Genomic DNA, 14,740 nt, shown 5'->3' with positions numbered 1-14,740 from the left:
TCATGCCGGCCCTCGGTTCTCTGCGTTCTTCTCGGTGCTGTCCTCGGCCCGGGACACGGCGGCCACCGCCTCCTGGTCGAGGTCGAACAGGGTCCGCAGCGCGTCCGCGTACCCGGCGCCGCCGGGCTCGGCCGCGAGCTGCTTGACCCTGACGGTCGGCGCGTGCAACAGCTTGTCGACGACGCGCTTCACGGTCTGGGTGATCTCGGCGCGGTGCTTGTCGTCGAGGCCGGGCAGCCGCCCTTCGAGGCGGGCGATCTCGTTCGCGACGACATCGGCGGCCATCGACCGCAGCGCGACCACGGTCGGCGTGATGTGCGCGGCCCGCTGGGCGGCGCCGAACGCGGCGACCTCGTCGGAGACGATCCGCCGCACCTGGTCCACGTCGGTGGCCATCGGGGCGTCGGCGGAGGCCTCCGCCAGGGACTCGATGTCCACCAGCCGCACCCCGGCCAGCCGGTGCGCGGCCGCGTCGATGTCCCGCGGCATCGCCAGGTCCAGCAGGAACAGCACCGGCTCGGGCCGTACGGGGGCGGCGACGGGCTCGGGCCTGCGGCGCTCGGGGATGCGGCCGACGGTGGCGGCGGTCGCGGCGAGCGCGGTGATCAGCTCGGCGTCGGCCTCGGGGCTGCGCCGGCCGGCCGTACGGCGGTCCACGCTCGCGTTGTCGACCCAGGCCGCGTGCTGCTCCAGGGTGGCCGCGTCCATGCCGGCCACGGCGGCCTCCCCCATCACGGAGAAGCCGGGCTGCTGCTGCACGGCGGTCAGGTCCAGCGGGCAGCCGTCCTCGGTGCCGACGGAGGTGGGCGGCAGCGGCCGTACCTCGTACTCGGTGAAGGCGACCGGCGCGCCCGTACGGCCCTCGACCGCCGTGGCGACGGCCTCCGCCGTGAGGACGAGTCCCGTCGCCCCCGTACAGGAGACGGCGACGTCGGCACGTGTCAGCTCGGCCGGCACCGATTCCATCGGGACCGCGCGGGCCAGGACGTCCGTGCCCCCGTCCTCGGTGAGGATCTGTGCGAGCCGCTCGGCGCGGTCGAAGGTGCGGTTGGCGACGACGATCTCGGCGACACCGGCGCGCGCGAGGGTCGCGGCGGCCAGCGAGGACATCGAGCCGGCCCCGATGACCAGCGCCTTCTTGCCCCGCGCCCAGTCCTGTACGTCACCGCCGGCGGCGAGCTGCTCCAGGCCGAAGGTGACCAGGGACTGCCCGGCGCGGTCGATGCCGGTCTCGGAGTGGGCGCGCTTGCCGACGCGCAGGCCCTGCTGGAACAGGTCGTTCATCAGCCGGCCGGCGGTGTGCAGCTCCTGCGCCCTGGCAAGGGAGTCCTTGAGCTGCCCGAGGATCTGCCCCTCGCCGACGACCATGGAATCGAGCCCGCAGGCCACCGAGAACAGATGGTGGACGGCACGGTCCTCGTAGTGGACGTAGAGATAGGGCGTGAGCTCCTCCAGGCCGACCCCGCTGTGCTGGGCGAGCAGCGTGGACAGCTCGGCGACGCCGGCGTGGAACTTGTCCACGTCGGCGTAGAGCTCGATGCGGTTGCAGGTGGCGAGGACGGCGGCCTCGGCGGCCGGTTCGGCGGCGACCGTGTCCTGGAGCAGCTTGAGCTGGGCGTCCGTGGAGAGGGAGGCCCGCTCCAGGACGCTCACCGGTGCGCTGCGATGGCTCAGTCCGACGACGAGGAGACTCATGCCGGCATCACGGCGGGTACGTCCCCGTCGGGCCCCTGGTCGGTGTCGTGGGATTCGTCGCGGCTCAGGGGGGCCGGCCCGGCGCCGTCGGGCAGCGCCGCCTCCTCGCCCGCCTTGCGCTGCTCGTGGAAGGCGAGGATCTGCAGCTCGATGGAGAGGTCGACCTTGCGCACGTCGACGCCGTCCGGCACGGACAGCACGGTCGGCGCGAAGTTCAGGATGGAGGTGACCCCGGCGGCCACGAGCCGGTCGCAGACCTGCTGGGCGGCACCGGCGGGAGTGGCGATGACACCGATCGACACGCCGTTGTCCGTGATGATCTTCTCGAGGTCGTCCGTGTGCTGGACGGGGATCCCGGCGACGGGCTTTCCGGCCATCGCGGGGTCGGCGTCGATGAGCGCGGCGACCCGGAAGCCGCGGGAGGCGAACCCGCCGTAGTTGGCGAGCGCGGCGCCCAGGTTTCCGATGCCGACGATGACGACGGGCCAGTCCTGGGTGAGCCCCAGCTCACGGGAGATCTGGTAGACGAGATACTCGACGTCGTAGCCGACACCGCGCGTTCCGTAGGAGCCCAGGTAGGAGAAGTCCTTGCGCAGCTTGGCGGAGTTGACCCCCGCCGCCGCGGCCAGTTCCTCGGAGGAGACCGTGGGTACCGAGCGCTCCGACAGCGCGGTCAGCGCGCGGAGGTACAGCGGAAGCCTGGCGACGGTGGCCTCGGGAATCCCTCGGCTACGGGTCGCCGGTCGGTGAGTTCGGCCAGTTGCCACGGTGCTCCTGCGGGTAGAGCGGGGCTGCAGGCGGTCACACGTACCCAGACCGCCCCGTCGACAGCAGGCTATGTCTTTGTGAACGCGTGCACAAAGATGGTGTCCGATTTGCCCGGCCAACGTGACCGGGGTCACGCGCGTCGCTCCTAGGGACATCCCTGGGGGCAAAACCGACACACTCCTCGTGAATCCCGCCCCCGAGACCAAAGCGCCATCGATCCTAAGCGACACCCGGCGTGTCTTGTACTAGTTGGTCAGTTCCTTGCGGAGGCGAACCTCGTCGACCCGCCAGAAGGTGTGCTGCCTCCCGTCCACGAGGACGACGGGGATCTGCTCCCAGTACTCGTCGTGGAGCGCCCGGTCCTGGGTGATGTCCTTCTGCTCCCAGGGCACGCCGAGTTCGCCGCAGACCTTCGCGACGACCGCCTCCGCGTCCTCGCACAGATGGCAGTCGGGCTTCCCGATGAGCGTCACGAGCCGGTCCTGCGCGGCCGGCCCCTTCCGTCGAAAGAGGGGACTCATACGGGTCATTCTCGCGCCTCTTTAACGGCGCGGTCGTGGAGAGTTCACACCCTTCGAACCTCACGGCTCCGGAACCACCGAACAAAATGGCTATGCTCACGCCATGGCCGCTCTCGGATGGCTCACCCCCCGTAGGCGCTCCGCCACGGCGCGGAGCGTGTTGGCTGGCGAGGCCTCGGCTGAGGCTGCCCGCAAGTCCACGCAGGAAGAACAGCACACGGTCCCGGAAGAAGAAGGGGCCGAACCACAGTTCCCGGTGCACGGCGATGTGCTGGCCGCCGCCTTCTTCGACCTGGACAACACCGTGATGCAGGGCGCCTCCCTGTTCCACTTCGGTCGTGGCCTGTACAAACGCAAGTTCTTCGAGACCCGGGACCTGGTCCGGTTCGCCTGGCAGCAGGCGTGGTTCCGGATGGCCGGCCTCGAGGACCCCGAGCACATGCAGGACGCCCGCGACTCGGCGCTGTCCATCGTGAAGGGCCACCGGGTCGCCGAGCTGATGTCGATCGGCGAGGAGATCTACGACGAGTACATGGCCGAGCGCATCTGGCCGGGCACCCGGGCCCTCGCCCAGGCCCATCTGGACGCGGGCCAGAAGGTGTGGTTGGTCACAGCCGCCCCGGTGGAGATCGCCCAGGTGATCGCCCGCCGCCTCGGCCTCACCGGCGCGCTCGGCACGGTCGCGGAGTCGGTCGACGGCGTCTACACGGGCAAGCTCGTCGGCGAGCCGCTGCACGGCCCCGCCAAGGCGGAGGCGGTACGCGCCCTGGCCGCCGCGGAGGGCCTGGACCTCTCCCGCTGCGCCGCCTACAGCGACTCCCACAACGACATCCCGATGCTCTCCCTCGTCGGCCACCCCTACGCCATCAACCCGGACGCGAAGCTGCGCAAGCACGCCCGCGGCCTGGACTGGCGCCTGCGCGACTACCGCACGGGCCGCAAGGCGGCGAAGGTCGGCATCCCGGCGGCGGCCGGGGTCGGCGCGGTGGCCGGCGGAACCGCGGCGGCCATCGCACTGCATCGTCGGCGCCGGTAACCGGCCCCCGCCCGGCCCACCACGGCCCGCACCAAACAGACGGTCGTACCCCCCGGGACGGCCGTCTATTCGCGTTGTCCGCGCACAGCCACAACACACCCCGGACCGACCCAAAACTCGAACCTTTCCGATCAACACCCGCTCACCCTGCGCATCCCGATCGAACGCCAATAGGTAACAGAAGCGACGTAATCGAAGTTTTGAGCAACTCGGTGTAGCAGCGCCAGCACAAAGCGTTATTCTCCTCAGACGCAAACCGGTACCCCCCTGTCGCTACGACGGGTGAAAGGTCCCGCACTGCACGTGATGGAAGCTCTGCCTCTGGGAGTCCCGTGTACCCACACGTCGGGGTTGACACCTCGGGCCTGGCTACGCTGCGCGCAACGGTCGCTACGGTCCAGGACCTGTTGCGCGGCTTCGTCCCCACCGCGTACGCCGTACCCGCCTTCGCCACGGTCGCCGCTCCGGCGGGACCGTGCTACGCACTGGCGGAAGGCAGCGCCGCGGTCGGCAGAAGAGGACGCTCGACCGGCGGCGCGACCACCGCCCCCCGCCGGCCTGCCGCCGACAGCGACAGCGCCCGGATGATGGACCTCGTCGAACGCGCCCAGGCCGGCGAGGCCGACGCCTTCGGGCGCCTGTACGACCAGTACAGCGACACCGTCTACCGCTACATCTACTACCGCGTCGGCGGCAAGGCGACCGCCGAGGACCTCACCAGTGAGACGTTCCTGCGCGCCCTGCGCCGCATCGGCACGTTCACCTGGCAGGGCCGCGACTTCGGCGCCTGGCTCGTCACCATCGCCCGCAACCTCGTCGCCGACCACTTCAAGTCGAGCCGCTTCCGGCTCGAGGTGACCACCGGCGAGATGCTCGACGCCAACGAGGTCGAGCGCTCCCCGGAGGACTCCGTCCTGGAGTCCCTCTCCAACGCCGCGCTGCTGGACGCCGTACGCCGGCTCAACCCCCAGCAGCAGGAGTGCGTGACCCTCCGCTTCCTGCAGGGGCTGTCCGTCGCCGAGACCGCGCGCGTGATGGGCAAGAACGAGGGCGCCATCAAGACCCTCCAGTACCGCGCCGTGCGCACCCTCGCCCGCCTCCTGCCGGAAGACGCCCGCTGACCCCACCACCCGGCCAGCGGGCCCACTGTCGGCGATCTCCAACTCACTTTCAGTGAAAGTCCGTTGCCTTCCCGATCCGATCATCCGCCGTCCGTAACCCAAGTGCCGCGCCCGTCGTTGTGCGGGATACAGGCTCCCTGTGGTCACGTCCCGGCCGACCCCGATCACTCGATCGAGGGAAAGCAAAGGGGGACGTGCAACCCCCGAGACCCCCGGGGAGTCGACCGTCATGACGAGAGGAGGTGCCGCCAGTGATCGCGAACGTATCGGCGCACCGGCGGGCGAACGCCTTCGCCCAGGCCCTGGGGGAGCAGTCCGACCAGGGCACGGCGGCCGAGCAGACCGAAGGATCGCCGCCGGCACCGGCCGCTGCGGACCAGACCGAGCAGGGCCGCCTCCTGGCCCTCGCGACGAGTCTCGCCGAGCTGCCCAAACCGGAGCTCGACCCCGAGGTCAAGGTCGTCCAGCGGGCCCAGTTGGTGGCCGCGATGGAGGCCATGCTGCAGGCGGGCACCGTGGGAGGCGAGGCGGCGGACCCGGTACCGGAACAGCGATCCCACCGGGCCAGAGGAGCGCACCGGGCGACCGGGCTGGGAAAGTTCCGGCCGCGCAGCCGGATCGCCAAGGGCCTCACCGCGGGCGGCCTGAGCGTGAGCGTCGCCGCGGGGGCCTTCGGCGGAGTAGCGGCCGCGAGTTCGGACGCCCTCCCCGGTGACGGGCTCTACGGACTCAAGCGCGGCATCGAGGACTTCAAGCTCAACTACCTGGCCGACGGCGACGACGAGCGCGGACGGAGCTATCTCGACCAGGCCTCCACCCGCCTCAGCGAGGCCCGCCGCCTCATGGAGCGCGGCCGCGGCGGCCACCTCGACCACGAGTCCCTCGGCGAGGTCCGCCGCGCCCTGAGTGGTATGCAGCACGACGCCTCCGAGGGCCACCGCCTGCTCCACGAGGCCTACGAGCGCGACCCGGACTCCCTGGGCCCCATCCAGGCCCTGGAGGCCTTCTCGCGCTCGCACCGCGAGGCCTGGGGCGCCCTGCGCGAGAAGCTCCCCGTGCAACTGGGCGACGTGAGTCAGCAGGTGTCGTCGGTCTTCGACGCCATAGACGAAGAGGTCGCCCCGCTCCAGTCCCTGCTGCCCCGGCCCCCCGCCCAGGGCAGCGGCGGCAGACAGGGCTCCGGCCCGTCGTCCACCGACACCTCGACCGGCACGGGCCATTCGACGACCCCCAGCGCCGGCGACACCTCCCAGAGCGGCGGCACGGGCACGGGCAGCAGCCCCAGCAGATCGGCCGGCTCCGGCACGACCGACGACGGCCTCCTGGGCGGCAGCACGGGCGGCCTCCTGGACCAGCCCGACGGCACCAGCACCACCTCCCCGTCCACCACCCCCTCCACCGACCCCGACGTCACCATCCCACCCCTCCTCCCCGGCCTCCTACCGGGCCTGGGAATCGACAGCGAGGACGCGGACTAGCACCGACAGCCGATGGGGGCGCCCTTCTCAGGAAGGGCGCCCCCATCGTCGTACGAGAACCGTCAATCGTCGGACGAGAACCGTCAGAAGAACACCGACCGCCGCTGCACCAGCAGTTTGTAGAGCGTGTGCTGGATCTGCTCCCGTACCTGGTCCGTCAGGTTGAACATCAGCATCGGGTCCTCCGCCGCCTCCGGCGGATAACCGTCCGTCGGGATCGGCTCGCCGAACTGGATCGTCCACTTGGTGGGCAGCGGGATCGCACCCAGCGGCCCGAGCCAGGGGAAGGTCGGGGTGAGCGGGAAGTACGGGAAGCCCAGGACCCGAGCGAGGGTCTTGGCGTTGCCGATCATCGGGTAGATCTCCTCCGCCCCGACGATCGAGCAGGGAATGATCGGGGCGCCCTGGCGCAGCGCCGTGGAGACGAAGCCGCCCCGCCCGAACCGCTGGAGCTTGTAGCGCTCGCTGAACGGCTTCCCGATGCCCTTGAAGCCCTCCGGCATCACCCCGACCAGTTCCCCCGCCGCCAGGAGCCGCTCGGCGTCCTCCGCGCAGGCGAGGGTGTGCCCGAGCTTGCGCGCCAGCTCGTTCACCACGGGCAGCACGAAGACCAGGTCGGCGGCGAGCAGCCGCAGATGACGGTTGGCGGCGTGGTGGTCGTGCACGGCGACCTGCATCATCAGGCCGTCCAACGGCAGCGTGCCGGAGTGGTTGGCGACGATCAGCGCCCCGCCCTCGGCCGGGATGTTCTCGACGCCCTTCACCTCGACCCGGAAGTACTTCTCGTACACCGGCCGCAGCAGCGACATCAGGACCTGGTCGGTGAGCTCCTCGTCGTAGCCGAAGTCGTCGACCTCGTAGTCGCCCGTGAGCCGACGCCGCAGGAAGGACAGCCCGCCCGCGATACGCCGCTCCAGGCCCCCCTCGTCCCGCGCATCCGTCGTCACGTGAACATCATCCTGCCCCATCGCCCTGGTGGGCAGGGGCTGGACCTCGCCGATCTCGTCGCCGCCGATCTCACGGACCGGCGCCGACTCGCCGTTCTTGCGCCGACTCCCCGCACTCCGGCGCCGCGGGGGCCGCGCCAGGGCGCCCCCGCGGGTCCGGTCGTCGTCGAACGGAATGACCTTGGCGTCCGCCATCGTTGATGCGCTCCTCAGTTGGCGCTCGGCGTCGAGGGGTGGGCCGCGGAATCCGCGGAGTGCCCGCTTCGGGCGAGAGGCAGCGCGGCGATCCGGTCGACGGCCCCCGCCACGGCCTCGGGGGGCAGCAGCCCGGGCCCCTGGCTGCGCGCGAAGTCCGCGAAGGCCTCGGCCGTCGTGTACTTCGGACTGAACCCGAGCGTCTCGCGCATCTGCGTGGTCGACACGACCCGCCCATGGGTCAGCAGCCGGATCTGCTCGGGCGAGAAGTCCGTCATCCCCAGCGTCCGCACCAGCGACCCCGCCCAGGTGACGGCCGGCAGCAGCAGCGGCACGGTGGGCCGCCCGAGCCGCCGCGAGCACTGCGACAACAGCAGCACCCCGTCCCCGGCGATGTTGAAGGTGCCACTGTTGAGCGTGCCCCGCTCCGGCTCGTGCGAGGCGATCCGCAGCACCTCGATCACGTCGTCCTCGTGGACGAACTGCAGCCGAGGGTCGTACCCGAACACGGTGGGCAGCACGGGCAACGCGAAGTACGAGGCGAGCGGAGTCTCCGCCGTCGGCCCGAGGATGTTCGCGAACCGCAGCACGCACACCGCGACATCGGGCCGCCGCCGTGCGAACCCGCGCACATATCCCTCCACCTCGACGGTGTCCTTGGCGAACCCGCCACTGGGCAACGACTTGGCGGAGGTCGTCTCGGTGAAAACGGCGGGATCACGAGGAGCGGACCCGTACACATTGGTGCTGGACTTCACCACCAGCCGCTTCACACTGGGCGACTTCTGACAGGCGCCGAGCAGCTGCATGGTCCCGATGACGTTGGTCTCCTTGACCGTGGTCCGGCTGCCGCTGCCCAGCGCGGTGGCCGTCACATCCAGGTGTACGACCGTGTCGGCGCCGGTCTCGGCCAGCACCCGCGCGATGGTGGGCTGCCGGATGTCGGCCTGGACGAACTCGGCACCGCCCAGATGGTGCTCGGGCCGCACGGCATCCACCCCGACGACCCGCTCGACGTCCGGGTCACGCTGAATCCGTCGTACGAACCGGCCCCCCAGCTGACGGGCCACTCCGGTCACGAGCACGACCTTCCCCAAGACCAGCGCCTTCCTCTCGTCCGCACTGATGCACAGCTCGTACCCTGCCGCGTTCCCCGTGTGCGGGCCAACCTATCGGGTCGATGTTGCGCTGTGATGACCACCGGATGCACGAAGTGACGAGAACCGTCGGTCATACGACCAGATCAGCCAGGGTGCTCGTCCAGACATACGCACGGCATTCAGCCCACCGCACACCACCCGGACATGCGTGTGGCCCCCCACCGGAGAAACCGGCCGGGGGGCCACACCACGCTTCCGCGGCTCGCGTCCCGCGAAGAACTAAGGTCAGGCCTTACTTCTTGTTACGACGCTGAACGCGCGTGCGCTTGAGCAGCTTGCGGTGCTTCTTCTTGGCCATCCGCTTGCGCCGCTTCTTGATAACAGAGCCCACGACTACCCTCGCTCACTTCTCATCACTCGGTGTTTGGGCGCCATGGGCCCATACGACCTACGAGGGGCCAGCCTACCCGCCCGAGCGCTGAGGTCGTAATCGAGGGCGCCGGAGGGGTCCGAAGGTGCCCTGTACAGCTGTAGCCGAACCCCTCCGGCGGCCGTCCGTCAGGCGGTTTCCACCCCCACATAACTCTCGCGGAGGTACTCGTGCACCGCTTGCTCGGGGACGCGGAAGGACCGCCCCACCCGGATCGCGGGCAGATGACCGCTGTGCACCAGCCGGTACACGGTCATCTTCGACACTCGCATCACCGAGGCGACTTCCGCCACGGTAAGGAACTGAACCTCGTTCAGAGGCCTTTCGCCAGCTGCAGCCATGACACACCTGAACCTTCCGCACTCGACGGCCACCGGCTTCCCCTTCCGGTGACTCTTCGTCGTTGCGTGCTCACTCCCCAATGTAGGGGCGTGTGATGCGAGTGGGGAAGAGGTGCACCCATCGCAGGCCTACTGTGACAGACACGCTCGATTGAGTACGTAGCGGGTCAGCGGCAGGTAGTAATCGGACCGCACACCGTCATCAAGTGGAACGACGACGGACACGACCCCCTCCGCCTCCCCCACGAACAGTGCAGGGTCATCGGTATCCGCGAGCCCAACGGCCTCAAACCCCAGCTGACCTGCCCCGCAGACCCATCCATGATCCCCGATCACAAGATCCGGCAACGGCCGGCCCTCCTCGGCGGCCGCCGCCAGCGCCATCCGAACCGGCAGCGGCGAGTGACTGTGCAGGGGGGTCGCACAACCGGCGCGTTCACCGCTTTTCCCCCGAACAACCCCAACCCCTCGTACGTAGTCAATCTCGCCCGTGCGTAGACCGAACCGGGTCGTTATGTCGACACAGCGACCCTGCGCGAGGGTGAGGACAGTACATCCCACCGCCGACAAAGCGTCCGCAAGCCCGGCGTAGAACCCGAGCAGCCGATGCGGATGCCCGGTCCCCAGCAACACGGCCCCACCACGCTGGGCAACCGCCCCCACCCGCTCACCGAAGGCATCCAGCGCGGCGACGGTCCGCTCAGGATCAATCACATCCTGCCCGGAAACACACCGAGGATCGGCCGAAACCCCACATCGCTCGGCCATCAACGCCACCAACTCCCGCTCCCCCCAGTCCCCTTCGGGATCAATCCCGATCAACACCCGAGGATCCCGAGCAGCGAACAACCGATAACTCCGCAAACTCACCTCCCGCGACGTCCCCACCACCCCCGCCAACCCCGCCCCCACGACATAACCCCGAATCCCACCATCACTCACCACCCCAGCGATGCTGACGGACACATCCGAGCCTGGCCAGGAGAACGGGGTGAACTGGGCACGGTTGGCGTAAAGGACTGGACGGGGGATGCGCTGTGGGGACGGCGGGGAGCCCGCCGGGGTCCGGGGCAAACTCCCCGGCGCTAAGCCAACAGCCCCCGCAACGGAAACACAGCCCGCCGAGTAGCCAGCACAGCCTGATCCAACCGATCCGCAGGGTCGTACCCCGCCTCCCACCCGGCCCACTCCACAGGCCACCGCCCATCCGTCATCCGCACCGGCGCCAACTGCCGCGTACGAGCGAACACATCCTGCCGCCAGCTCTCCGGAATCACCGTCTCCGGCGCCACCTCCCTCCCCGCCACGATCCCCACCAGATGCGCCCAGGACCGCGGCACCACATCCACCACCGCGTATCCACCCCCACCCAACGCGACCCACTTCCCCCCGGCGTACTCATGCGCCAGCTCATGACACGCCACCTGCACCGCCCGCTGCGCATCCAACGACACCGCCAGATGAGCCAACGGGTCCTCGAAGTGCGTATCGGCCCCATGCTGAGTCACCAGCACATCCGGCCGAAAATCAGCGATCAACTCCGGCACCACCGCGTGAAACGCCCGCAACCACCCCGCATCCCCGGTCCCCGCCGGCAACGCCACATTCACCGACGCCCCCTCCCCCGCCCCGGCCCCCGTCTCCTCCGGCCACCCCGTCTGCGGAAACAACGTACGAGGATGCTCGTGCAACGAGATCGTCAGCACCCGCGGATCCTCCCAGAACGCGGCCTGCACCCCATCCCCGTGATGCACGTCCACATCCACATAAGCGACCCGCTCGGCCCCCAACTCCAACAACCGGGCAATGGCCAACGACGCGTCGTTGTAGATACAGAACCCCGACGCACCCCCGGGCATCGCATGATGCAGCCCACCCGCGAAGTTCACCGCATGCAGCGCATCCCCCCGCCACACCGCCTCCGCCGCCCCCACGGACAGCCCGGCGATGACCGACGACACCTCATGCATCCCCGAGAACGCCGGATCGTCCATGGTCCCCAGCCCATACCCCGCGTCCGCCGCCGCAGGATCCGCCGAAGCCACCTTCACGGCCTCGACGTAGTCCTCCCGGTGCACCAGCCGCAACGTCGACTCCCCAGCCGGCTTCGCCCCTACGACCGCCACCTCCCGGTCGAGCCCCAGGGCACCCACCAACCTCCGGGTCAACTCCAGCCGGACCGGATCCATCGGATGGTCCGGACCGAAGTCATAGCCCGTTACTGCCTCGTCCCACATCAGCTGTGCGCGGCCGCTCATGCCCGCCACCGTATACGTCCGGTTGAGCGGCGAACGACCTGGCATACACCAACGTCACCAGCACCAACACCATCGGCACCACCATGGCCCCCCGATAGCTCCACGCGTCCCCCAACGCCCCCACCAACGGCGACCCCACCAGGAATCCGACGTAGTTGAAGACGTTCAGCCGAGCGATGGCCGCATCCGACGCCCCCGGAAACAACCGCCCCGCCGCGGCGAAGGTCTGCGGCACCAGCACGCACAGCCCGAGCCCCACCAGCGTGAACCCGCCCATCCCCACCCACGCACCCGGCGCCACCGCCACCACCGCGAACCCCACGGCCGCCACCAGCGCCCCCAGCCGCACCACGGCCGCCGCCCCGAACCGCCGCACCCCGAAGTCCCCGATGGCCCGCCCGACCAGCGTGGTCACCATGTACACGTTGTACGGGACCGTCGCCAGCTGCTCCGAACTCCCCAGCACGTCCTGCAGATACTTCGCACTCCAGTTGGAGACGGTCGAGTCCCCGATATAGGCGAAGGACATCACCAGGCACAAAGGCAGAAGCACCTTGAAAACAACGCCCCCACCGTGCCCTGCCTCCACCACGGCCCCGCCGCCGTCCCCCGCACCGTCCTCCTTGCCTCCCCCGTCGACGTACCACCGGCTCGCCACCAGAGCCGCCGGCAGCAACACCGCCACCACCGGCAGATACGACACCCACAGCGCGAGATGCCAGTGCGCCCCCACCCATGCCAGCGAGGCCCCCAGGATCCCGCCCAGGCTGTACGCGGCATGGAAGCTCAGCATGATGCTGCGCCCGTACGTCCGCTGCAGACTCACCCCGAGCATGTTCATCGAGGCGTCCAGCGCCCCGACAGCAAGCCCGAAGACCGCCATGGCGACCCCCAGCACGGCCATCGAGTCGCCCGCCCCCACCCCGACCAGCGACAGCAGCACCACCGGCTGGGACCAGCGCAACACCCGGCTGGCCGCTATCCGCTTCACCAGCTGCTCGGTCGTCACACTCCCGACCCCGGCCAGCACGGGCACCGCCGCCAGGAAGACCGGCAGCAGCGCATCCGAGACGCCGTACCGGTCCTGGATCGCCGGAATCCGGGTCACGAGCAGCGCGAACGCGGCCCCCTGGGCAAAGAAGCTGAACGCCAACGAGGCCCTACCGCGCCGCAGCACTTCTGTCATGGCGGCGAGCGTAGGGCCCCGGCGTACTCGTGGGTAGATCCAGCCAAAGATGAATTTTCCTCAGCTTTATCGCCCGGCGGCGGCCAGGGCCACAGCACCGTGCCCCTCGACCACCACCCGGGTCTGCCCCTGAGTCTCGCCTCGCGCCTCGCCCTGGGCCCCGACACCGGCCGCCACCTCGGCCGATATCATCCGCGCCATCGGCTCGGCGGCAAGCCCACCGCTGACCACGACCCCGACGCCGATCGCCACCACCATCACCACGGACCCGAGCCACACCATCGTGTCCACCGGCACCGTGTACGCCCCCACGACCCGCAGGACGCACTCGGCGAGCAACGCCACACCCCAGACGACCGAGAAGGCCCGCTCAGCCCGCAGGAAGGCCACGGAACCCTTCGCCCGGCCGCCTATCAGCCGCTCCCAGGCTGCCTCCCTGGCCGCGTCACCCTTCACCAGGAACGGCTTGAGCCCGGCGGTCATCATCGGCTTCCCCAGCGCCACGGAGACCAGGATCCCTATCGCGATCGCGCTGCTGACCCCGCCGTCCTTGGCGAGCATCAGCCGCGGGTCACCGGAGACGAAGCTCAGCAGCAACCCGACCACGTTCACCACGAGGATGAGCCCGGCGAGCCCGTTGGTCCTGCGCTCCTTGACCAGACTCCACACGGTCCGCACGGCCGGCACCACACTGCTCCAGGCGAGCGCCGCGAAGGTGCTCATCCCGAACGCGTCCTTGAACACGTAGTACGACCCGAGCGGCACCGCCACATCCACGATGAGCGGGGCGAAGGCGTTCTTCCTGTCCTGCTGCGTCTCGTGCTGGTTCGTCGTCATGCCCCCAAGCTTCGCCGCCGGGAGGGGTCCTCCAGTAGAAACGATCGTCAGCAGCTTCGCATGACAAATGTCAGGGCGGTCAGGCTAGCAGACCGGCCAACTCGCTCATGTCTGAGAACAGTTGAGTGGCACCGGCAAGCTTGGCCGCAGGCGTCATCGCGGTGAACCCCAACACGTCCATCCCGGCCGCGACGGCCGCCTGCACCCCCAACGGAGAGTCCTCGACGACGACACATCGCTCTGGCACGACCCCCATCCGCTCGGCGGCGTGCAGGAAGAGATCCGGTGCCGGCTTCCCCTTCCCCACGTCCTGCGAACTGAAGATCCGCCCCTCGTCGAACCACCGGTCCAGCCCCGTCGTCCGATGCCCCACCCGGATCCGCTCATGACTCCCCGACGAAGCCACGCAGTACGGCACCTCGTCCGCAGCCAGCTTCCCGAGTACGTCCACGACCCCGGCCACGGCCTCCAGGTCCCGCTCGAACACCGCGAACACCCGCTGATGGAAGACGTCGTCGAACTCGGCCGGCAGCCGCTCCCCCGTCCGCTCGTACACCAGGTCGTGGATCCGATGCATGGCGGACCCCATGTAGTCCCGGATGGAGTCCTCATAGGAAGTGGGGTGACCGAGCTCGGTGAGATAGGCGGCCAGCAGCCGGTTGGAGATGGGCTCACTGTCCACGAGGACACCGTCGTTGTCGAAGATCACCAATTCGTAGCGCATGCCATAGACCCTAAACGCAGAAAACCCCCGCACCAGACGGTGCGGGGGTTTCCCGGAATGATTGTTCGGCGGTGTCCTACTCTCCCACAGGGTCCCCCCTGCA

At 69.5% G+C, this 14,740-nt stretch carries 15 protein-coding genes; 3 read left to right on the top strand and 12 right to left on the bottom strand.

Going from position 1 to position 14,740, the window contains the following annotated elements:
- The 3 genes from ACIRF9_RS45105 to ACIRF9_RS45095 form a co-directional block, all read right to left on the bottom strand.
- Window positions 1-1,695, bottom strand: a complete 1,695-nt coding sequence (locus ACIRF9_RS45105; RefSeq protein WP_403835223.1) for a glutamyl-tRNA reductase — start codon at window positions 1,693-1,695, stop codon at window positions 1-3.
- Window positions 1,692-2,462: a redox-sensing transcriptional repressor Rex gene (locus ACIRF9_RS45100; RefSeq protein WP_403835221.1), complete on the bottom strand. Its 771-nt coding sequence runs from the start codon at window positions 2,460-2,462 to the stop codon at window positions 1,692-1,694. The genes ACIRF9_RS45105 and ACIRF9_RS45100 overlap by 4 nt, the downstream gene beginning before the upstream one ends.
- A gap of 246 nt (window positions 2,463-2,708) precedes the next feature.
- On the bottom strand, window positions 2,709-2,984 hold the full coding sequence (locus ACIRF9_RS45095) for a glutaredoxin family protein (RefSeq protein WP_403835218.1): 276 nt from the start codon (window positions 2,982-2,984) through the stop codon (window positions 2,709-2,711).
- A 103-nt stretch (window positions 2,985-3,087) separates the two neighbouring features.
- On the opposite strand from ACIRF9_RS45095, the gene ACIRF9_RS45090 reads away from it, so the two are divergent.
- The 3 genes from ACIRF9_RS45090 (at window position 3,088) to ACIRF9_RS45080 (ending at window position 6,619) form a co-directional block, all read left to right on the top strand.
- Window positions 3,088-4,020 (top strand): HAD family hydrolase, encoded by a 933-nt coding sequence (locus tag ACIRF9_RS45090; protein WP_403835216.1) that lies wholly within the window; start codon window positions 3,088-3,090, stop codon window positions 4,018-4,020.
- Window positions 4,021-4,352: 332 nt separating this feature from the next.
- Window positions 4,353-5,141 (top strand): ECF subfamily RNA polymerase sigma factor, BldN family, encoded by a 789-nt coding sequence (locus ACIRF9_RS45085; RefSeq protein WP_403835213.1) that lies wholly within the window; start codon window positions 4,353-4,355, stop codon window positions 5,139-5,141.
- Window positions 5,142-5,392: 251 nt separating this feature from the next.
- Window positions 5,393-6,619, top strand: coding sequence for a DUF5667 domain-containing protein (locus ACIRF9_RS45080; protein ID WP_403835212.1), 1,227 nt, complete (start codon window positions 5,393-5,395; stop codon window positions 6,617-6,619).
- Between the two features lie 83 nt (window positions 6,620-6,702).
- On the opposite strand, the gene ACIRF9_RS45075 is transcribed toward ACIRF9_RS45080, so the two are convergent.
- From ACIRF9_RS45075 to ACIRF9_RS45035, 9 genes are all read right to left on the bottom strand, one after another.
- Window positions 6,703-7,761, bottom strand: a complete 1,059-nt coding sequence (locus ACIRF9_RS45075) for a lysophospholipid acyltransferase family protein (protein ID WP_403835210.1) — start codon at window positions 7,759-7,761, stop codon at window positions 6,703-6,705.
- Window positions 7,762-7,775: 14 nt separating this feature from the next.
- Entirely contained in the window at window positions 7,776-8,858 is a 1,083-nt protein-coding gene (locus ACIRF9_RS45070) for an NAD-dependent epimerase/dehydratase family protein (RefSeq protein WP_403835208.1), read from the bottom strand.
- Window positions 8,859-9,153: 295 nt separating this feature from the next.
- Window positions 9,154-9,252: a 30S ribosomal protein bS22 gene (locus ACIRF9_RS45065; protein ID WP_003948845.1), complete on the bottom strand. Its 99-nt coding sequence runs from the start codon at window positions 9,250-9,252 to the stop codon at window positions 9,154-9,156.
- Window positions 9,253-9,419: 167 nt separating this feature from the next.
- Window positions 9,420-9,632: a helix-turn-helix domain-containing protein gene (locus tag ACIRF9_RS45060; RefSeq protein ID WP_004984898.1), complete on the bottom strand. Its 213-nt coding sequence runs from the start codon at window positions 9,630-9,632 to the stop codon at window positions 9,420-9,422.
- Window positions 9,633-9,761: 129 nt separating this feature from the next.
- The gene (locus tag ACIRF9_RS45055; protein ID WP_403835399.1) at window positions 9,762-10,586 is read right to left on the bottom strand and encodes a phosphatase; all 825 of its coding nucleotides are present in this window, start codon (window positions 10,584-10,586) and stop codon (window positions 9,762-9,764) included.
- A 131-nt stretch (window positions 10,587-10,717) separates the two neighbouring features.
- Complete coding sequence (locus ACIRF9_RS45050) at window positions 10,718-11,890, bottom strand: acetoin utilization protein AcuC (protein WP_403835205.1); 1,173 nt, start codon at window positions 11,888-11,890, stop codon at window positions 10,718-10,720.
- On the bottom strand, window positions 11,841-13,076 hold the full coding sequence (locus tag ACIRF9_RS45045) for an MFS transporter (protein WP_403835203.1): 1,236 nt from the start codon (window positions 13,074-13,076) through the stop codon (window positions 11,841-11,843). The genes ACIRF9_RS45050 and ACIRF9_RS45045 overlap by 50 nt, the downstream gene beginning before the upstream one ends.
- A gap of 66 nt (window positions 13,077-13,142) precedes the next feature.
- A complete protein-coding gene (locus ACIRF9_RS45040) occupies window positions 13,143-13,913 on the bottom strand; it encodes a VC0807 family protein (RefSeq protein WP_403835200.1) in 771 nt (256 codons plus the stop codon).
- A 79-nt stretch (window positions 13,914-13,992) separates the two neighbouring features.
- On the bottom strand, window positions 13,993-14,637 hold the full coding sequence (locus tag ACIRF9_RS45035) for an HAD family hydrolase (protein WP_403835198.1): 645 nt from the start codon (window positions 14,635-14,637) through the stop codon (window positions 13,993-13,995).
- Window positions 14,638-14,740 lie beyond the last annotated feature (103 nt).

The organism is Streptomyces sp. NPDC096132 (assembly GCF_044763345.1).
Lineage (GTDB): Bacteria > Actinomycetota > Actinomycetes > Streptomycetales > Streptomycetaceae > Streptomyces.
This window is presented reverse-complemented; position numbering and strand designations above follow the sequence as displayed.